Origin of the sequence: Micromonospora sp. NBC_00617 (assembly GCF_045161355.1) — a bacterium.
GTDB lineage: Bacteria > Actinomycetota > Actinomycetes > Mycobacteriales > Micromonosporaceae > Micromonospora.
Genome location: NZ_CP107751.1, coordinates 5,627,020 through 5,646,044, shown reverse-complemented (window position 1 = coordinate 5,646,044; position 19,025 = coordinate 5,627,020). Strand labels below are relative to the sequence as shown.

The window sequence follows — 19,025 nt, the reverse complement described above, 5'->3', positions numbered from 1 at the left end:
TGGTGAGCGGTCTGCGGATCGAGGAGCTGCCGGATCGGCTCGTGGTGACGCTGGCCCGGCCGGAGAAGCGCAACGCCATCGACGCCGATCTGATCGCCGAGCTGCACCAGGTCTGCGCCGAGCTGGAGGCGCACCCCCGACTGCTCCTGTTGACCGGCGGCGCGGAGGGCATCTTCGCCGGTGGCGCCGACATCGGTCAGCTCCGCGAACGAGGCCGTACGGACGCGCTGGCCGCGATCAACTCGGCGGCCTTCGCCCGGATCAGGGCGCTGCCGATGCCGAGCGTGGCCGCCGTCGACGGCCCGGCGTTGGGCGGTGGCGCCGAGCTGGCGTACGCCTGCGATCTGCGGGTGTGCACGGCGCGGGCGGTCTTCGGCCAGCCGGAGGTGCGGTTGGGCATTCTGGCCGGCGCCGGCGCGACCCACCGGCTGCCCGCCCTGATCGGCGAGGGCCGGGCCAAGGAGCTGCTGTTCACGGGCCGGCGGGTGGACGCCGCCGAGGCGCTGCGCATCGGTCTGGTGAACCGGGTGGTGGACGAGCCCGGCGAGCTGCTGACGGTGGCGCACGGGCTACTGGACGAGATGGCGCAGGGCTCCCCGCTGGCGTTGCGGCTCACCAAGCTGGCGGTGGACGCGCCCGCCGCCGCACATCCGCAGCTCGACCTGGTCAGCCAGGCGGTGCTCTTCGAGGACGAGGAGAAGCACCGCCGGATGACCGAGTTCCTGGAGCGCCGCCGGGCCCGCTGAGGCGCGAACGACGGACGGCCGCACCGGCTCGGAAGCCGGTGCGGCCGTCGCGGTCCGCGGTGGTGCTCAGTGCCGGATCTGCACCCCGGTGTCGGCGAGGGCCCGGATCACCTCGGCCGACTCACCGAAACCGATGATGAGCACGGCGTCCGCGCCGAATTCCTTGATCTCCTTCGCGCCGCCGGTGAAGTCCACCGGTGCCGCCGAGGCGTCGGCCGGCGGGTCGTACGTGAGCAGCTTGAGTCGGTCGCCGGCGATGCCGGCCTTCTCCAGCTCGTCACGGACGGTGGCCTGGAGGCCCTCACCGTAGGAGTCCTTGCGGGCGACGATGACGATCTTCTGCGACCCGTCGCGGAGGACCACGTCGGCCAGCGCCCGACCCTGCAGGCTGTCCGGCGGGGCGGTGCGGAAGTAGAGGCCCTTGTCCTCGATGTCGGTCAGGCTGGCGTCGGTGTTGGACGGCGAGAAGAGAATCTTGCCGGCCCGGACGACGTCCGGCAGCACCTCTCGGGAGATTCCCGACGCGCCGGCGCCGATGATGATGCTGACCCCGTCCGCCACATGCTTGGCGACGGTCGCCTTGGCCACCGTCGTGCTGGTGCCGTCGTCGCCGTCCTTCCACGTCACCGGCTTGCCCAGCGCGCCGCCCGCGGCGTTGATCTCCCGGATCGCCAGCGCCGCGCCGGCCGCCATCGGCGGGTAGGCGATCGACAGGTCACCGGTCTTCGGCAGCAGGCCACCCACGATCAGCGGCTGCTGGTCGTCGGCATCACCGGGGCGGGCCTTCTTCGCCTTCGGCGGGGCCTTGGTGCTCGCCGCCGACTCGGCGCCCGCGCCGACGAACTCGGTCTTGCCGTCGTTGATCTGCTGGCCGTCGAAGGTCAGCGTGGCGTAGCTCGCGGTGGCCGGCTCACCCTTGTCGGTGAAGCCGGCGCGGGTCAGCGAGACGCTGCGGTACTCGATGTCCTGCCCGGCCCGGGCCAACGTGAGGCAACTGGCCGGGTCTTCGCAGCGCTGACCGTTGTTGGTCACCCCGACGATCTGCTTGGCGATGGCGGCCGGGTCGGTGCTGCCAGCCAGTTGGGCGGCGAGCACACCGATCACCACAGCGTCGTACGTCTCGGCGGCGTAGAGGTAGTCCGTCAGCGCCGGATTGACGGACCGTAGCCGGCTCTTGAAGTCGTCGGGCAGCGGGGTGAGCGGCGTGGTCCCCTTCATCCCGTCGACGAGATCAGCGCGTTCCTTCAACTCCGCTGGGTAGGAGTTGAGCATGTTGCCGTCCGTGCCGTAGAGGCGCACCTGTTGGGCGCTTCCCTCCTCGGCCTTGTCATCCCCGCAAGCGCTCGTGGCGAGCAGGATCGTCGCGCAGGCGGCCAGTGTGGCCACCCGCGAGCGGCGTGATACGAGCATGGTCGTCCTTCCTCCGGCGAAGGTCCGCTGCGCACATTAGCGTGCCCGGGCCGGCGGCGGGACCGTGGAGGTGGCGAAATGCGCAGGTCGCTCGCGTTGAACACGCAGAGTGACGGAAAAGGCGGGCCTTGACCCTCCGTCCTACTGTGCGCTGGGTGACGGACCTACCACAGCAGACGTTCGACGACGCGACCGCCGTGCTCCGCTCGGCGCTGGCCGGCGATGGGGAAGCGGTGACAGGTGCGTTCGACGCCGTCGTCGACCGGGCCGGCCTGCCCGGCGCGTACGGGGTCGCCTGGTGCCTGGCGGCGACGATGGTCGGTGACGCCGCGCCGAGCACCGGATGCGCACTGGACTTCCCGGGCATCGAGCAGGCGGACTACGACACCCGCTGGGTGGCCCGCTTCGTGAGCGCGTACGCCAACCGGGACGTGCCGACCGGGGAGGCCCTGTTCGGTGCCGCCGCGGCCGACGGGCTGCTCTCCGACTGCCTGCTCACGCTCGCCGGCTCGACGATCGCCACCCTGCGCAGCCGCGCCGGCTGATCGCGCTCCCGGGGCGCGGCTCCCGTCGGATGCCGCGCCCGCACGGGACGCTCAGAAGGCGTGGTACGCGACCAGCGGCTCGTACTCGTAGCGGACGGTTTCGAAGCGGACCCGGAAGTTGACCCCGTCCCGGACGTCGGTCGCCACGGTGACCCAGCCGGAGTTGGCGGGCAGGTAGGTCCAGTAGTTGCAGTTGCCGGTCTTGTCGATGAAGATCACGCAGGCGTCGGTGCCGTACGCGCTGGCGTTGCGTACGTTGATGTCGCGGCACCGGGTTGTGGTGCGGTACGGGCCGGCCTGGCCGCCGTAGCCGCCGGTCTGGAAGAAGGAGCGAACCGCCCCGCCGTAACACGTGGCGAGCGGAGCGAAGAGGTTCGGCCCCGAGGTGAAGTCGGTGGAGTCGGCGGTCTGCGCGGTCGGTGCGGCGGCCGGAGCGGCCTGGGCGGGTGCGCCGGTGGCGAGCAGGGCGGCGGCCGTGGCGACGGCGAGCAGGCGGGCGGTAGGGGATGACATGCGTGCCTCCGGAAACGGTTGATTGACCGTCCGTATAGGACGGTCGAGCTGATCGTGACGATGATACTGATCGATCAATGCGACCGTGGTCCCAGATCGTCCGCCGTGTGTGATAGCTCTGGGTGCATGTCCGAGGCCATGCTCAGCAAGGTGCGCAAGCTGCTCGCCCAGGCCGAGGACCCGGCCTGCACACCCGCCGAGTCGGCGGCCTTCACCGCCAAGGCGACCGAGTTGATCGCCCGCTACGGCGTCGACAGGGCGTTGCTCGCCGTCCGGGACCCGACCACCGACCCGGTCGGCGACCGGGTGCTCGACATCGTCGCCCCGTACGCCCGGGACAAGGTGGGCCTGCTCGCCGCGGTCGCGGAGCCGCTGCGCTGCCGCTGCGTCCGTCGCCGGCAGGGCAACGGGTTCGCGGTGCACCTGTTCGGCTTCGTCAGCGACCTGGAACGGGTGGACCTGCTCTTCACCTCACTGCTCGTGCAGGCCGCACACGGCCTGGCCGCCACGGAGGTGCCCGCGGACGACCATCCGGCCGCCTTCCGGCGGTCCTGGCTCGCCGGCTTCGCGGAGGTGATCGGCGGTCGGCTCTGGGCGGCCGAGACGGCGGCGGCCGGCGAGTCGGGCGGCCCGTCGGTGGCGCTGGTGCTGGCCGACCGCTCCGACCGGGTGCAGCGACGGCTCACCGAGGAGTACCCGCGACTGCGGACCGCGCCGGCACGCCGGCTCGGCGGCACGGGCTTCGGCTCCGGTGCGGAGGCCGGAAACCGCGCACACCTGGGCGGTCGGGGCCTGGACGGCAGCCGGGTCGGTCGACAACTCGACCGGTGACTGCTCAGGCGGTGTGCTGGCCGCTGACTGCTCAGGCCGTGTGCTGGCCGCGTGACACGGTGGCGAGATAGCGGGTGAGCAACTCGTGCCACCCCGCCGTCAACGCCTTGCGGTACCCCTCGGCCGCCTCACCGTGCCGGTCGAAGTGCCGGTGCTCCAGCTCGACCCGCGTTCGTTCGGGCCCGTCGGGAAGAAACAGCACCTCGACCTCGCTCGCCTTCGCCGGGTCTGGCACCGGCACCCGGTCCGGGCCGAGCTGCCAGGCAAAGACCAGCCGCCGGGGCGGATCCCAGGTGAGCACTCGTCCCCAGTCGGCGCGGAAGCCGTACGGGCCGATCTCGTAGAGCATGCCGCCGGCCCGTGGCTCCATGCCCAGCTCGGCGAGGGCCTCCGGACCGGACCACGTGTACTCGGTGACCCACCAGTCGGTCAGCTCATCGGTGAAGACCGCGAACGCCCGCTCGGCGGAACCCGGGACGAGGAGGCTGCACCGTAAGGAGAACCGCTCCAGGTCCTGCCGGATGCCGGCCGGATCAGCCATCCCCTGTCCCATAGGCCCGGACCATACCGGCTCATGCCTCGGTGTGCAGCTTCGCGAGGTGCCCGGTTCCAGACAGTGGGTTGCCGAGCCGTCACGGACGGGATGCCCCGCCGGAAAGCGGGTAACCGCGCCGAACGGCCCGGACGACCGGGTCGGCGTACGGGGGCGGGAGAGCATGAGCGAGAACGCGCAGCAGCGGAATCCGGACCGGGACGTCGACGCCGGGGACCCGGACGTCCTGCTCGACATCCCGAAGGTGTCGGTCGACTCGATCCGACTGGTCGTGGACGGGCTGGACGCCGACATCTCGCTGCGCGCCCGGCTGGCCAACCTGCTCCAGCTCGACGCCGGCGTACGGGTCCACCTGCAGGGCGTCGAGCTGGACATCGACGGGGTGCACGCCGAGGCGCAGTTACGGGTACGGCTGGAGCAGCTGGTGACACTCCTGGGCCGGGCCCTCGACACGATCGACAACAACCCGCAGATCATCGAATCGCTGGCCCGGGCGGGCAGCGGCGCGCTCGACGACGTCAACCGCGGTACGCAGCAGTTGGCCGCCGGCGCCGCCGAGGTCACCGCCTTGGCGCAGCACTCCGGCGTACGCGACGAGCTGGCCCGGCAGGCTGGTGTGCCAGGCGAGCTGGGCGACCAGACGCGAACACGACCCGCCCGCCCGGCCGGGTCTCGCCCGACGGAAGGTCAGCGGCCGGAGTCCCGGCTGGAGGGCCGGTGGCCGGTGGATCGGGCCTCCGCGCAGGCGCACCCGACCTCCGCGGGGCAGGGGTCGGAGGGGCAGCGGCCGCCCGAGGGCCAGGACCGGCAGCAACCAGGGGGAGACCGGTCCGCTGCGACTGCATCGGCGACCGGGAAACCCGCCGATCAGCCGGGTGGCTCGCCGACCCCCGGTCCTGGGGAGTCCCGGGCTTCCCGCGGCGGGAGTCAGGGCGGCCAGGACGGCAGTGGTGGCATGCCCAGCGGCCAGGGCGCCGGCGGGCAAGCCGCTGGCGGTCAGGGTGGCGGCGGTCAGGCCGGCGGCGGTCAGAGTGGTGGCGGTGGTGGCCAGGGTGGTGGTGGCCAGGGTGGTGGTGGTGTTTCGAGTGGGGCGCATGCCGCAGCTCAGAGCGCGGCGCAACTCGCCGAGCAGGCGGGAGAGACCCTGCGGCAGGCCGGGCGCAGCGTGTGGGAGGCGATCCAGGGCGGGATGGCCCAGCACCGTCAACAGGGCCGCCGCGACCAGTGACCACCGCCCAGCGCGGCCGACGCGGTTGATCGACTCGGGTTCGGCGATATCGCGGTATCCCGGGCGCTGCGATACCCCGATTTCGCCGAAAGCGAGTCGACCAAGGGTCAGGCCGGGCGATCAAGGGGCAGGCCGGGCGATCGCGGGACCAGGCGGGGGCGATCAAGGGGTCAGGCCGCGGCGGGAAGGCAGAACGCCGACCGCGTCTCCGCTGATCGGCGCTCCTGTAGCCCGGCGAAAGGCTATGTGGCCAGGGGCGGGGTCGAACCGCCGACCTTCCGATTTTCAGTCGGACGCTCGTACCAACTGAGCTACCTGGCCGTGTTGCTCGGCTCATGCTACCCGCCAACGGGATGAACCGCTGGCAAGGTCACCTGCTCCGACACGCAGAACGCCGCGCGAGGCGCGGCGTCAGCGCTGCGGTCCTGACGGGACTTGAACCCGCGACCTCCGCCTTGACAGGGCGGCGAGCACTCCAACTGCTCCACAGGACCTAGCTTGTGTTGCTCCGGCTTGCGCCGGTCGTGCCCCCAACGGGATTCGAACCCGTGCTACCGCCTTGAAAGGGCGGCGTCCTGGGCCGCTAGACGATGAGGGCGGCCCCGCCATCATTGCACATTCGCAACTTCAAGCGGACTTGCTCCCATCCGGCCCCGCCGGAGGCTTGGAAAGCATACGTGATGCCGGGCTGGTCGACAAAACCGGTATCGCCTGAGCCGTTGTGCACCGCATAACCGCAGGTCAGAGCCAATCTAGCGGAGTCGGGTGATGCCGAAGCGGTGCTTCAGGTCGGCGATCAGGTGCGGGCAGGCGGCGAGCGTCGCGGCCCGGTTTCCGCCCCCGTCGTGCAGCAGCACGATGGAGCCGGGACGTGCCGCGTTGTGGATCCGCTTGGCGATCGTGGCGGCGGTCGGCTTGTCCCAGTCCTGCGGGTCGACTGCCCAGTGCAGTGGGTGCATGCCGAGTTCCTTCGCCACGGCCAGGACTTCCGGCGTCCACCGGCCACCGGGTTGCCGGTAGAAGGGCACCGGTGTGCCCGGGGAGGCCGCCTGGATGGCCTTGTTGGTGCGGAGCAGGTCGGCCCTGATGTCTGCCACCGGTCGGCGGGCAAGGTCGAGGTCGTGCCGCCAACTGTGGTTGCAGAGCTGATGCCCCTCGCGGACGATCCGCCGGATCAGCTCCGGGTGCCGCTGGGCTTCGAGGCCGACGACGCAGAAGGTGGCCGTTACGTGGGCCGATCGCAGTTGATCGAGCACCTTCGGGGTCCAGGCCGGGCTGGGCCCGTCGTCGAAGGTCAACGCCACGGGGCGTACGCCGGTGGTGCGCCGCAGCCCGGCTGGGAGCTTCGGCGGCAGCGGTCGCAGGGGCGGCTTCGGTGGCTTGGCTTGGGTGGGGGTCGGCGACGGTGTGGGCGTCGTCGGTGTGGGCGGGGCGCTCGGGGTGGTCGACTCGACGGGTGGCGACCCGCCAGCGGCGTGGACGGTGCTGTCTGGCTGAGCGCAACCGGACAAGACCAGCACCACCGCGAGCACGGACGCCAGGGCGGCGCGGGCTTGCATCTGTTCGCTCCCGGGGGTCGGGGCAGGCGGACGTCTCGACGGTAGTGGAAGCGGGTGGGGGACCGACAGGCCGGTCACGCTTCCCGCGACCGGTCCAGCGAGTCACGGACCGCCATCGCGAGCGAGACCGCCTCGGCCAGGTCGACCGGCCGGACCACCCCGGCGGGCAGGGTGTCGGCCCGCCAGCCGGGGCCGGCGGCGAGGATCAGCAGCGGGCGGCGGGGCGCGGCGAGCAGCGCGCTGAGCTGGGCCGGGTCGGCCGTGGCCCGGGTGTGTGACCAGAGCACCACGGCGGCCGGACCGGTGCGGTTGACCGCCTCGACGAGGGCGGCCACCGGCACCCGGGCGCCCAGCATCCGGTAGCTCACCCCGGCCTCGGCGAGCGCGGCGGCCAACGCTTCCAGGGGGAGGGTGTGCTGCTCCTCGTCGGCGCAGGAGAGCAGGATCCGGGCGGGGCCGCTGGGCGCGTTGGCCTGGCTGGCTGCCGCGAATGCCTCCGACACGCATCGGGAGACCAGGTGTTCGACCTCGATCAGGCCGGAGGTGGCGGCGTGCCGGTCACCGATGCCGGCGAGCACGGGGCGCAGCAGGGTCTCCCAGGTGGCGACGACGCCGCTGGCGGCGATCGTGTGCGCGATGGTCTCGTTGATCGCCGCGGCGTCCAGGCGCATGGAGGCGCGGGCCAGGCCCCGGGCGGCCGGGCCGGCGCGGCGCACCGGGATGGTGCCGCCACCGTCGCGGCCGGGCGGGCGGATCCGGCTGCGGGTGACGGTGTCCGCGGGCGTCCGGTCCGGTGCCTGCCGCGCCCACCGGGCCGCCTCGGCAGGGCTCACGCCCTCGGCGGTCAACCGCCGCATGGTTTCGAGGCGGGCCAGGTCGGCGGGGGTGTACCGGCGGTGGTGGCCGGGCAGGTGCTCGCTGGGCCCGAGCCCGTAGCGCTGGTGCCAGGTGCGCAGCGTGGTGACCGCGACCCCCAGCCGTCGCGCGACGGCGCCCGCGCTCAGCGCCTCATCGGCCACCCGACCGCTCCGCCGCGTCATCCGCCGACGATCCGGCCGGGGTCGTGGTCGAGCCGGGGGCGCCCGACGGGGCGCCCGAGGGGCGCAGCAGTCGGTTCACCACCCCGCCCAGCCAGGGTGCGTACGACCGGGGGTCGCGGTCGAGTTCGGCCTCCAGGGCGGCCGGGTCGGCCCAGCGCAGCTCGGCCACCTCGTCCGGGTCGGGTCGCAGCGGGGCGGCGGGCAGGAACTCGCCGCGAAGCACGTGGTCGTACTCGAACTCGACGCGACCGGAGGTCGGGTCCTCGGCGTAGTAGACGTAGACGCCCACCTCGGTCAGCTCGACCGGGCCGGTGCCCAACTCCTCCTTCAGCCGCCGGTTGGCCGCCTCGGTCAGCGATTCGCCGGGTCGCGGATGGCCGCAGCAGGAGTTGGCCCAGCGCAGCGGGAAGCGGGTCTTGACGGCGGCCCGTCGTTGCAGCAGCACCTGGCCGTCCGGGTCGATCAGCAGCACCGAGAAGGCCCGGTGCAGTTGCCCCGGTGGCTGGTGGGCGGCGGCGACGGTGGTGTCGCCGCGGGCCTGCCCGGCGTCGTCGACCAGCTCGACGAGGTGGTCCTCGCGGCTCTTCATCGGCCTTCTCCGGTGATCCGGCCGGCGGCCAGTTTGCCGGAGATCAGCACCATCGGTACGCCCACGCCGGGCTGGGTGCCGGAGCCGACGAAGACCACGTTCGACAGGTCGCGGTGCAGGTTCGACGGGCGGAACGGCCCGGTCTGGAAGAGGGTGTGCGCGGCGGCGAACGGGGTGCCGGCGGCCATCCCCTGCTCCGCCCACTCGGCGGGGGTGATCGCCTGCAGCACCTCGACGCCGGCGCCGAAGCCGACGTACCCGCGCTCCTCCAGCGTGCTGATCAGCTGGTCGCCGTAGCGCCTGGTCAGGTCGCCACGCCACTCGAACGGCGCCCGGTCGAGGTTGGGCACCGGCGCGAGCACGTAGTAGGTGTGCCGGTCCGGTGGGGCCACCGACGGGTCGGTCCGGCTGGGGTTGGTCACCAGCAGCGACGGATCGGTCATCAGCTCGCCCCTGCGGATGACCTCATCGAAGGTGCCCTTCCACGCGCGGCCGAAGTGGATGTTGTGGTGGGCGATCTTCGCATATCCCTGTCGCGAACCGACGTGCAGGACGACGCAGGAGGGTGAGTAGGTGAGGCGTCGCGCGGGAGCGGCGGGGAGCAGGTCCCGGTAGGCGACCGGTAGGTCCGGGTTGAGCACCACGACGTCCGCCGGCACGAGCTCGCCGTCGGCGGTGAGCACGCCGGTGGCCCGGCCGTTCGCGGTCTGCACCTGGGTCACCGTCGTGTCGTACCGGACCTGCACGCCGTGCTTCTCGGCCGCGCCGGCCATCGCCCGGGAGACCGCGTGGATGCCCCCGCGGGGGAAGTAGACGCCGGCCACCGAGTCGAGGTACGCGATGACCGCGTAGATGGCCAGCGCGTCGTGCGGGGCGAGCCCGGCGTACATCGCCTGGAAGGAGAAGATCCGCTGGGTACGCGGATCCCGGAAGAACTGGTTGATCTTTGTCTGGAGGCGGCGGAAGGCCCCGCCGGCGAGCAGTTTGAGCAGGTTGCCGGTGATGAGGTCGGTGGGCGCGTCCAGGTTGCGCTCGATGAAGTCGGCCCGCTCCAACCGCCACAGCTCCCGGGCGTAGTCGACGAAGCGCAGGTAACCGTCGGCCTCCCGGGGCCCGCAGACCCGGGAGATCTCGGCTGCCATCCGGGTGGTGTCGGTGAGCACGTCGAGGGTCGAGCCGTCCGGGTAGTACGCCCGGTAGGCCGGGTCGAGCGGGGTCAGGTCGAGCCAGTCGCGCAGCTCCTCGCCGACCGCCCCGAGCGCCTCGGCGATGAGGTCGGGCATGGTGAGCACGGTCGGGCCGGTGTCGAACTCGTATCCGTCCACGGAGAGTCGGCCCGCGCGCCCGCCGGGGACCGGCTCGCGCTCCAGCACCGTCACCTGTCGCCCGCTGCCGGCCAGGTGCAGCGCGCAGGCCAGCCCACCCAGCCCGGCGCCGACGACCACCACCCGGTCCGTCCGTCCCGTCACCGTCCGCACGTGACCACCTCCTCAAGAGAATCGCTCATCAGGCTCGCCGGCTGGTGGCGGCGGCGGCCAACCCGGTCAGCGCGGTACGCGCCGTGCGGTCCACGGGCGCGCTGTCGAGCGCGGCCAGGGCGTCGCCCACCCGCTCGGCGATCATCCGCTCCACCCGGGCCACCGCGCCGGTCTCGGCGACCAGGTCGGCGAGCCGGTCGATCGGCTGCCCGTCGGCCTGCTCCAGGGCTCGGAGCTGGCCGGGCGTGGCCAGTTGCCGCGCCAGCATGAGCAGCGTGGTCGGCTTGCCGGTGCGCAGGTCGTCGCCGGCCGGCTTGCCGGTCGCCGCCGGGTCGCCGTAGACGCCGAGCAGGTCGTCGCGGAGCTGGAAGGCCTCGCCGACGGCCAGGCCGTAGCGGGTGTACGCGGCGACCAGCGCGGTGTCGGTGGTCACCCCGGCCAGGAAGGCGCCGAAGAGCAGCGGTCTCTGCACCGTGTAGCTGGCGGTCTTGTAGCGGGCCACGCGCAGCGCCCGGTCGACCGACCAGTTGGTCGGGTCGTTCTCGCCGAGCACGTCCAGGTACTGCCCGGCGACGGTCTCGACGCGCATCTGGTCGTAGCAGCGGCGGACCTCGAACAGGCGGGCCGGGGTGATGGTGGCGCGAGCGAGCAGCTTGTCGGCCCAGACCATGCAGAGGTCGCCGATGAGCACGGCGGCCGCCTCGCCGAACCGGGCGGGGTCGCCCCGGTGGCCGGCGGCGACGTGCTGCGCGGCGAGCGCGACGTGTGCGGTGGGCCGGCCGCGGCGGGTGGTGGAGGCGTCCATCACGTCGTCGTGCACCAGCGCGAAGGTGTGCAGCAGTTCGAGGGCGGCCAGCGCGGGCAGGACCGGTGGGAGGGGCTCGGTGCCGCCGACCGCCCCGCGCCAGCCCCAGTAGGCGAACGTGGAGCGGATCCGCTTGCCGCCGGCCAGCACGGCCTCGCGCGCGGCGGACGCGAAGCCGCCCATGGCCGCGTCGATCTCGGTGAGTGCGTCGACCTCGGCGGTGAGGAAGGTGGAGAGGGTCTCGTCGACCGCCGTGATCAGGTCCTGGGTGTACGCGGCCAGGACGGCGCGGACCGGATCGTCCCTGTCGCCCGGCCCGGTCGGCGCCATACGGGTCGTGTTGCCCGCTACTGCGTCGTTGGCCATGTCAGCGAGCGTACCCTAGGGTACGAGTTGCGTCGATTGGTGCGTCGATAATTGAGGAGGGCCGGTGGACACGGATCTCACCGCTGCCTATGAGCGCTGTCGTGAGCTGCACAAACGTCACGGGCGTACCTACTATCTCGCCACCCGGTTGCTTCCCGCGTGGAAACGACGACATGTCCACGCCCTCTACGGATTCACGCGGTACGCCGACGAGATCGTCGACCGCACCGAGGACCTGCCACCGGCCGAGCGGGCCGCCCGGCTCGACGACTGGGCCGGTCGGTTCGTGGCCGGTCTGCACGGTGTGCCGGTCGACGACCCCCTGCTGCCGGCCGTGCTGCACACGATCGCCATCTTCGATCTCGACCGGGACGACTTTGCGTCGTTTCTGAAGAGCATGGCGATGGACCTGACCGTCACCTCGTACGCGACGTACGACCACCTGCTCGACTACATGGAGGGCTCGGCGGCGGTCATCGGCACCATGATGCTGCCGATCCTGGGCAGCACCGATCCGGCGGCCGCCCGTGAGCCGGCGCGACAGCTCGGCTTCGCCTTCCAGCTCACCAACTTCATCCGCGACGTCGCCGAGGACCTCGACCGGGGTCGCACCTACCTGCCCGACGAGGATCTGGCGAAGTTCGGCGTCACCCGCGAAGACCTGGCCGAGGCCAGCGCCCGCGGGCGCGGAACGCCCCGGACGCGCGAGCTGATCGAGTACGAGGTGACCCGGGCCCAGGCGCACTACGCCGCCGCCGCGCCCGGCATCACCATGCTCGCGCCGGCGTCGCAGGCGTGCATGCGCACCGCGTACGCGCTCTACGGCGGCATCCTCGACGAAGTGGCCGCGCAGGACTACGACGTCTTCACCCGCCGGGCCCTGGTGCCGCAGCGGCGGCGGATGGCGGTCGCCGCCCGCGCTCTGCTCACCTCGACGGGTACCCCGGTCACGATCCCCGGGCCGACGGTCCAGCCGGTGGCCCGGTGACGGCGGGCACCGCGGTCGTGCTCTTCACCCGCGACCTGCGGGTGCACGACCACCCGGCGCCGCCGGTCGGGGAGTCGCCGGGCGCGGCCACCGGCGGCGAGCGGCTGGCCCGACAGCGGCTCACCGACTGGCTGCCCGAGCTGGGCCGGTACGACGACCAGCACGACGACATGGCCGGCGACGACACCTCCCGACTCAGCCCGTACCTGCGCTTCGGCTGCGTGTCCCCACTGTCGGTGGCCAACCGTGCCGGCGCCCGGTCCGGACCCTTTGTTCGGCAGGTCTGCTGGCGCGACTCCTACTACCAGGTCACCGCCGCGTTTCCGGAGATCGCGACGGCCGCCTACCGGCGGGGCGCCACCGAAGAGTGGCGCTACGACGACGACGCCCTGTCGGCCTGGGCCGAGGGGCGGACCGGAATGCCGATCGTGGACGCCGGGATGCGGCAGATGCGGGCGCAGGGTTGGCAGCACAACCGGGCGCGGCTGATCACCGCCGGCTACCTGACCAAGCACCTGGGGCAGGACTGGCGGGCCGGTCTCGCGGTCTTCTTCCGCTGGCTGCTCGACGGGGACGTGGCCAACAACTCGGGCAACTGGCAGTGGGTCGCCGGCACCGGCAACGACACCAAGCCGTACCGGGGATTCAATCCGGTCCGGCAGGCCGAGCGGTACGACCCGGCCGGCGACTACGTGCGGCGCTGGGTGCCGGAGCTGTCACAGGTGTCGGGCAAGGCCATCCACCAGCCGTGGAAGCTGCCCGACGACCTCCGCCGCACGGTGGACTACCCGCCGCCGCTGTCCGTACCCGGCACCGATCCGGTCTGGCTGCGGTGAGGCGGTGCGTCAGAGCACCGAGTGCAGGGCCTCGGCCCGGCATCTCGGCGCCCTGCGGCGAGCAGGTCGTGGAAGCGGTCCCGGACGGGGTCGAAGCGTGCCGGCATCGGATCACCGTAGGTGGTGGGACGGGGTGACAGTGCCGACTTCCGGACCCCGGTGGTCGGGGTGCGGCCGCTGGGGGATGCTGGTCCGATGGCGGAGCCGGAGCTGGTGGATGTGGTCGTGGTGGGGCTCGGGGTCGGCGGCGAGGAGGTGGCCGGGCGGCTCGCCGAGGCCGGCCTCACCGTTGTCGGCGTCGAACGGGACCTCGTCGGTGGCGAGTGTCCGTACTGGGGCTGCATCCCGAGCAAGATGATGATCCGGGCCGCGAACGCGCTGGCCGAGGCGCGTCGCGTCGACGGGCTCGCGGGCACGGCACAGGTCCGGCCGGACTGGGCGCCGGTGGCGAAGCGGATCCGCGAGGAGGCCACCGACAGCTGGGACGACAAGGTCGCGGTCGAGCGGTTCACCGGCAAGGGCGGCCGGTTCGTCCGGGGCAGTGGCCGGCTCGACGGCCCGGGTCGGGTCCGGGTCGGTGACCAGGTGTTCCAGGCCCGGCACGGCGTCGTCCTGGGCACCGGCACTCGGCCCTCGGTGCCGCCGATCGACGGGCTGGCCGATACGCCGTACTGGACCAACCACCAGGCGATCGAGGTCGAGCGCCTGCCTGAGTCGCTGCTGGTGCTCGGCGGGGGCGCGATCGGGCTGGAGCTGGCCCAGGTCTTCGCGCGCTTCGGCGTCCGCGTCACGGTGGTGGAGGCGCTGGACCGGGTGCTGGCCGTCGAGGAGCCGGAGGCGTCCGAGGTGGCCGCCGCCGCGCTGCGCGCCGACGGCGTCGAGATCCACACCGGCGTACGGGCCGAACGGGTCGAGCACGATGGTGACCGTTTCACGCTGCGCAGCGGCGGTGGAGCGGAGTTCACCGCGGAGCGGCTGCTCGTGGTGACCGGCCGTCGGGCGTACCTGGAGGAGTTGGGGCTCGACACGGTCGGTGTGGACGCCACCCAGCGTTACCTGCCGGTGGATGACCGGCTGCACGTCACCGACGGCATCTGGGCGGTGGGCGACCTGACCGGCGAGGGGGCGTTCACCCACATCGCCATGTACCAGGCGGGGATCGTCGTGGCCGATCTGCTGGCCCACGCCCGGGAGGCGACGGCGGGGGCCGACGCCAGCGGAACCGCCAGCGTCGTCGGCGGCGCGATGGGCGCTTCCAGTTCGTTGGCCGCCAGCGGGTCGAGCGGGTCGGCCGGCACCGTGCCGCGCGCCGACTACCGCGCGCTGCCCCGGGTGACCTTCACCGATCCCGAGGTCGGGGCCGTCGGGCTGACCGAGCAGCAGGCCCGCGAGCGCGGCATCAACGTGCAGGTCGGGTTCACCAAGCTGGGCAGCTCGACCCGTGGCTGGATTCACCAGGTCGGTGACGAGGGTTTCATCAAGCTCATCGCGGACGCCGACCAGGGCGTGCTGATCGGCGCGACGTCGGTCGGCCCGGCCGGTGGTGAGGTGCTGTCCGCGCTGGTGGTGGCGGTGCACGCGGCCGTGCCGGTGAGCCAACTGCGGCACATGATCTACGCGTACCCGACCTTCCACCGCGCCATCGAGGACGCGCTGCGCAACCTGTCCTGACGGCGCTGGAGGGGACAAGCCACAACAACGTGACAGCAAAATTCGGCCATTCTGCTGTTCAATTCTTTCATCCTGGTGACGTACGATTGCGACCGTGACCAAGCGGTTGACTGAAGTTGCCAAGAAGGCGGGCGTCAGCGAGGCCACCGTCAGCCGGGTGCTCAACGGCCGGGACGGGGTCTCCGAGACGACCCGGACGGCGGTGCTGACCGCGCTGGACGTGCTCGGCTACGAGCGGCCGACCAAGCTGCGGGGCGAGCGGGCCCGGCTGGTCGGCCTGGTGCTGCCCGAGCTGCAGAACCCGATCTTCCCGGCGCTCGCCGAGGTGGTCACCGGGACCCTCGCCCAGCGGGGCTACACCCCGGCGCTCTGCGCCCGCACCATCGGCGGCGTGTCCGAAATGGACTACGTGGAGATGCTCCTCGACCACCAGGTCTCTGGCGTGATCTTCGCGGGTGGCTCGTACGCGCTCGCCGACGCCCGGCACGACCACTACCGGCGGCTGACCGACCGGGGCCTTCCCGTGGTCCTGGTCAACGCCGGTGTGGACGAGTTGGGCTTTCCCCGGGTCTCCACCGACGACGCGGTGGCGGTGGAGCAGGCGTACGGGCACCTGCGTTCGCTCGGCCACGAGCGGATCGGGATGGTGCTCGGCCCCGAGGGGCACGTGCCGTCGCGCCGCAAGCTGGACGCCATGGTCCGGGCCGCGGGTTGGGGCGACGTCGAGCGGGAGTGCGTCGAGCGGTCCAGCTTTTCGATGGAGGGCGCGCGGGTCGCCGCGACGAAACTGGTCGAGCGCGGCGTCACCGGCATCATCTGCGCGAGCGACGTGCTGGCCCTGGGCACCATCCGGGCGGCCCGGCGCCTGGGTCGCGCGGTGCCGACGGACATCTCGGTGGTGGGCTTCGACGACTCCGCGTTCATGACCTGCACCGACCCGCCGCTGACCACCGTGCGGCAGCCGATCGAGACGATGGGGCAGGCCGCGGTGGACCTGCTGGTCACCCAGATCGAGGGTGTCGGCGTCCTGCAGGACGAGCTGCTGTTCGAGCCGGAGCTGGTGGTGCGCGGCTCCACGGCGCCCGCGCCCGGCCGCTGAGCGTGCCCCTGCCGTACTAGACCGACCGCCTGCCGGCCGTCGACCGCTTCGCGCGGTCGGCGGCCGGTTTTTCGTGGTCGCCCGCGGCGGGCGGCCACTGCCGGATCGCCGTCGGGCCAGACCGACCGGAAAGCCGTCAAACCCGACGCAAAACACGCCATTGTCGGTGTCTGCCGTAAGTATGTCGCTTCTTTTCACAACCCCGTCGATGCCTTGCTGAAATGAGTCGCCCTCGTTACAGTGACTCCACTCACACCTGGCTCCGACGCAGCTACAGGGCGTCAGGTCGCATCACCGCAGATCAGCGAAGCCTTGGAGACACCCGTTCCCGAAGGGATGGACAGATGTCCGTACCGCGATACCGAAGGGCTGCGGCGCTGGCGCTCGTGGCCGGCCTGGGGTTCAGCCTCACGGCATGCTCCACGAAGAGCGATGACGAGGGCACGACCGCCGGCGGCAAGGTCACCATCACCGTCGACTGCCAGCCGGTCGGCGCACAGAAAGAGCTGTTGAAGAACTGGAACGACGACGTCGTCGAGTTCCAGAAGCAGAACCCGGACATCGTCGTCAAGAGCGTGAGCGTCGGCGAGCAGTGCAACAACCCGCCGGACTTCACCGCCCGCCTCGCCGGCGGCACGGTGACCGACGTGTTCTACGGGTACATGACCGATCTCCAGCAGGTGCTCGACTCCGGTCAGGCGATGGACATCACCGGTGTCGTCAACAAGGACACCATCCCCACCTGGGACGGCGTCGACCCGGCGCTCAAGGAGGCCTTCACCGACGGCGGCAAGCTGTACGCCGTCCCGGTGAAGAACTACTCGATGGGTCTGGTCTACAACAAGGTCCTGTTCCAGAAGGCCGGGCTCGACGTCAACAACCCGCCCAAGACCTGGGCCGACGTCCGGGCCGCCGCCAAGAAGATCTCCGCCCTCGGCAACGGCATCGCCGGCTACTCCGAGTACAGCGCCGGCAACACCGGCGGCTGGCACTTCACCTCGCTGCTCTACTCGCAGGGCGGCCAGGTGCTGACCCCGGACGGCAAGAAGGCCGACTTCAACAACGCGATGGGCAAGCAGGTCCTGCAGAACATCAAGGACATGCGGTACGGCGACAACAGCATGGGCTCCCGCCAGCTGCTCCAGTGGGGTGACCTGCTGACCAACGCCGGCGCGGGCAAGGTCGGCATGTTCATCGGCGCGCCGGACGCCACCCAGGCGATCGTCAGCCAGTTCCAGGGCAAGTTCCAGGACTGGGCGATGGCCCCGCTGCCCGGCCAGGACGGTCCGGCGAAGGGCACGCTCGGCGGCGGCGAGGGCTACTTCTTCAAGAAGGACCTCTCCCCGGAGCAGGTCAAGGCCGGTCTGAAGTGGATCGCCTACCAGAAGCTCACGCCGGGCAAGGGTCAGTTCGACTACGTCCGGGCCAAGCCGCAGAACTACCCGGTGGGTCTGCCCCAGCCGCTGCTGTTCGCCAACGGCAGCGAGGCGCAGAAGCAGGAACTCGAACTGCGCAAGGCCAACGCGAACGTCGACACCGCGAACTTCGCGATCTTCGAGGCGACCCCGGTGCCGATCAAGGGTGAGCCGCGCAACGCGCAGGCGATCTACGCGGTCCTCGACGCCGCGATGTCCGGGGTGCTAACGAACCCGAACGCGAACATCGACGCGCTGCTCAAGACGGCCGAAGAGAAGGTCAACCAGCTCCTGGCCGCCGAGAGCTGACCGGCAGGTGTGGGGGCCGGCCCGTCGGCCCCCACACCCGGCGCCGCACCGTCCGCGTCACTGACTTCCGCAGGAGTTGCCTTGGCGATCACCGCCGTCCCCCAGGCCCCCAGGAAACCGGGTCGCCCGATGTCGCCGTACGCGACAGGGCCGCAGCGTACGAGCCTCGGCCGCAAGGTACGGGACAACCTCACCGGGCACGCGTTCCTGATCGGCGCCGTGCTCTGCTTCGTGGTCTTCTCCTGGTACCCGATGGTCCGCGGCATCGTCATGAGCTTCCAGCGGACCAGGCGCGGCGAAACGACCTGGGTGGGCTGGGACAACTACTCCCGCCTCATCGCCGACCCCAGCTTCTGGCCCGCCTGGAAGAACACGCTGTACTTCACGGTGCTCGCGCTGGTGCTCGGGTACGCGGTGCCGTTCTTCGTGGCGATCCTGCTCAACGAGTTCCGCCACGCCAAGGGATACCTGCGGGTCCTGGTCTACCTGCCGGTCATGCTGCCGCCGGCCTCGGCGCTGTTCCTCTTCAAGTTCTACGCGTACGACCCCAGTGAGGCGGGGCTGTTCAACGCGGTCCTCACGGCGCTGCACCTGCCCACGTCGCAGTGGATGCAGTCGCCGGAGATGACGATGCCGGCAATGGTGATCGCGTCCACCTGGATGAACATGGGCGGCGCGGTCCTGATCTACCTGGCGTCGTTGCAGAACATTCCCGGTGAGCTGTACGAGGCGGCGGAGCTCGACGGCGCCGGGATCTGGCGGCGGATCCGCCACGTGACGATCCCGCAGACCCGGCTGATCCTCGGGCTCCTGGCGATGCTGCAGATCGTCGCCACGATGCAGCTCTTCATCGAGCCACTGATCCTCGCCAACGGCGCGGGCGCGCAGGATTCCGCGACCTCGGTGGCGTACCTCATCTACCAGCACGGGTTCTTCCAGAACGACCTCAACGGCGCCGCCGCGCTGGGCGTGATCATGCTCGTGGTGCTGGCCGGCTTCTCCGCCGTTTACGTGCGACTGACTGCGAAACAGGACTAGGACGGC

At 71.6% G+C, this 19,025-nt stretch carries 18 protein-coding genes and 3 tRNA genes; 10 read left to right on the top strand and 11 right to left on the bottom strand.

What is annotated here, in order from left to right; genetic code table 11:
* The first annotated feature begins 2 nt into the window (after nt 1-2).
* Nucleotides 3-746, top strand: coding sequence for an enoyl-CoA hydratase/isomerase family protein (locus OG505_RS26000; protein WP_234583174.1), 744 nt, complete (start codon nt 3-5; stop codon nt 744-746).
* Nucleotides 747-812: 66 nt separating this feature from the next.
* Here OG505_RS26000 and OG505_RS25995 read toward each other — a convergent pair whose 3' ends face one another.
* A complete protein-coding gene (locus OG505_RS25995) occupies nt 813-2,156 on the bottom strand; it encodes an ABC transporter substrate-binding protein (protein WP_405428424.1) in 1,344 nt (447 codons plus the stop codon).
* Between the two features lie 155 nt (nt 2,157-2,311).
* Between OG505_RS25995 and OG505_RS25990 the strand changes: the two genes are divergently transcribed.
* The gene (locus OG505_RS25990) at nt 2,312-2,701 is read left to right on the top strand and encodes a hypothetical protein (RefSeq protein WP_358097046.1); all 390 of its coding nucleotides are present in this window, start codon (nt 2,312-2,314) and stop codon (nt 2,699-2,701) included.
* A gap of 51 nt (nt 2,702-2,752) precedes the next feature.
* Here the strand turns inward: OG505_RS25990 and OG505_RS25985 are convergent, their stop codons facing one another.
* Nucleotides 2,753-3,214 (bottom strand): hypothetical protein, encoded by a 462-nt coding sequence (locus tag OG505_RS25985; protein ID WP_405428422.1) that lies wholly within the window; start codon nt 3,212-3,214, stop codon nt 2,753-2,755.
* Nucleotides 3,215-3,340: 126 nt separating this feature from the next.
* Between OG505_RS25985 and OG505_RS25980 the strand changes: the two genes are divergently transcribed.
* Entirely contained in the window at nt 3,341-4,045 is a 705-nt protein-coding gene (locus tag OG505_RS25980) for a DUF2786 domain-containing protein (RefSeq protein WP_405428420.1), read from the top strand.
* Nucleotides 4,046-4,076: 31 nt separating this feature from the next.
* On the opposite strand, the gene OG505_RS25975 is transcribed toward OG505_RS25980, so the two are convergent.
* The gene (locus OG505_RS25975) at nt 4,077-4,598 is read right to left on the bottom strand and encodes an SRPBCC family protein (protein WP_405428418.1); all 522 of its coding nucleotides are present in this window, start codon (nt 4,596-4,598) and stop codon (nt 4,077-4,079) included.
* Between the two features lie 163 nt (nt 4,599-4,761).
* Here OG505_RS25975 and OG505_RS25970 point away from each other — a divergent pair, with 163 nt between their 5' ends.
* On the top strand, nt 4,762-5,826 hold the full coding sequence (locus tag OG505_RS25970) for a hypothetical protein (RefSeq protein WP_405428416.1): 1,065 nt from the start codon (nt 4,762-4,764) through the stop codon (nt 5,824-5,826).
* A gap of 247 nt (nt 5,827-6,073) precedes the next feature.
* On the opposite strand, the gene OG505_RS25965 is transcribed toward OG505_RS25970, so the two are convergent.
* The 8 genes from OG505_RS25965 to OG505_RS25930 form a co-directional block, all read right to left on the bottom strand.
* Nucleotides 6,074-6,147: transfer RNA gene (locus OG505_RS25965), tRNA-Phe, on the bottom strand.
* A 99-nt stretch (nt 6,148-6,246) separates the two neighbouring features.
* Nucleotides 6,247-6,320: transfer RNA gene (locus OG505_RS25960), tRNA-Asp, on the bottom strand.
* Between the two features lie 31 nt (nt 6,321-6,351).
* Nucleotides 6,352-6,424: transfer RNA gene (locus OG505_RS25955), tRNA-Glu, on the bottom strand.
* 154 nt (nt 6,425-6,578) lie between these two features.
* Entirely contained in the window at nt 6,579-7,385 is an 807-nt protein-coding gene (locus OG505_RS25950) for a polysaccharide deacetylase family protein (RefSeq protein ID WP_405428414.1), read from the bottom strand.
* A gap of 74 nt (nt 7,386-7,459) precedes the next feature.
* Nucleotides 7,460-8,404 (bottom strand): MerR family transcriptional regulator, encoded by a 945-nt coding sequence (locus tag OG505_RS25945; protein ID WP_405434717.1) that lies wholly within the window; start codon nt 8,402-8,404, stop codon nt 7,460-7,462.
* Nucleotides 8,394-9,014: an isopentenyl-diphosphate Delta-isomerase gene (gene idi, locus OG505_RS25940; protein ID WP_405428412.1), complete on the bottom strand. Its 621-nt coding sequence runs from the start codon at nt 9,012-9,014 to the stop codon at nt 8,394-8,396. The genes OG505_RS25945 and idi overlap by 11 nt, the downstream gene beginning before the upstream one ends.
* Nucleotides 9,011-10,492 carry a phytoene desaturase family protein gene (gene crtI / locus OG505_RS25935; RefSeq protein ID WP_405428410.1) on the bottom strand — a complete coding sequence of 494 codons (1,482 nt, stop codon included), beginning with the start codon at nt 10,490-10,492 and terminating at the stop codon, nt 9,011-9,013. The genes idi and crtI overlap by 4 nt, the downstream gene beginning before the upstream one ends.
* A 28-nt stretch (nt 10,493-10,520) precedes the next feature.
* Entirely contained in the window at nt 10,521-11,663 is a 1,143-nt protein-coding gene (locus tag OG505_RS25930) for a polyprenyl synthetase family protein (protein ID WP_405428408.1), read from the bottom strand.
* 64 nt (nt 11,664-11,727) lie between these two features.
* Here OG505_RS25930 and OG505_RS25925 point away from each other — a divergent pair, with 64 nt between their 5' ends.
* The 6 genes from OG505_RS25925 to OG505_RS25900 all read left to right on the top strand — a co-directional run bounded on the left by OG505_RS25925 (nt 11,728) and on the right by OG505_RS25900 (nt 19,019).
* Nucleotides 11,728-12,651, top strand: a complete 924-nt coding sequence (locus OG505_RS25925) for a phytoene/squalene synthase family protein (RefSeq protein WP_405428407.1) — start codon at nt 11,728-11,730, stop codon at nt 12,649-12,651.
* On the top strand, nt 12,648-13,487 hold the full coding sequence (locus OG505_RS25920; RefSeq protein ID WP_405428405.1) for an FAD-binding domain-containing protein: 840 nt from the start codon (nt 12,648-12,650) through the stop codon (nt 13,485-13,487). Before OG505_RS25925 ends, OG505_RS25920 begins: the two co-directional genes overlap by 4 nt.
* A gap of 195 nt (nt 13,488-13,682) precedes the next feature.
* A complete protein-coding gene (locus tag OG505_RS25915; protein WP_405428403.1) occupies nt 13,683-15,158 on the top strand; it encodes a dihydrolipoyl dehydrogenase family protein in 1,476 nt (491 codons plus the stop codon).
* A gap of 94 nt (nt 15,159-15,252) precedes the next feature.
* Nucleotides 15,253-16,257 carry a LacI family DNA-binding transcriptional regulator gene (locus OG505_RS25910; protein WP_405428401.1) on the top strand — a complete coding sequence of 335 codons (1,005 nt, stop codon included), beginning with the start codon at nt 15,253-15,255 and terminating at the stop codon, nt 16,255-16,257.
* A 344-nt stretch (nt 16,258-16,601) separates the two neighbouring features.
* Complete coding sequence (locus OG505_RS25905; protein ID WP_405428399.1) at nt 16,602-17,981, top strand: ABC transporter substrate-binding protein; 1,380 nt, start codon at nt 16,602-16,604, stop codon at nt 17,979-17,981.
* Between the two features lie 81 nt (nt 17,982-18,062).
* Nucleotides 18,063-19,019, top strand: coding sequence for a carbohydrate ABC transporter permease (locus tag OG505_RS25900; protein ID WP_405428397.1), 957 nt, complete (start codon nt 18,063-18,065; stop codon nt 19,017-19,019).
* Nucleotides 19,020-19,025: the final 6 nt, after the last annotated feature.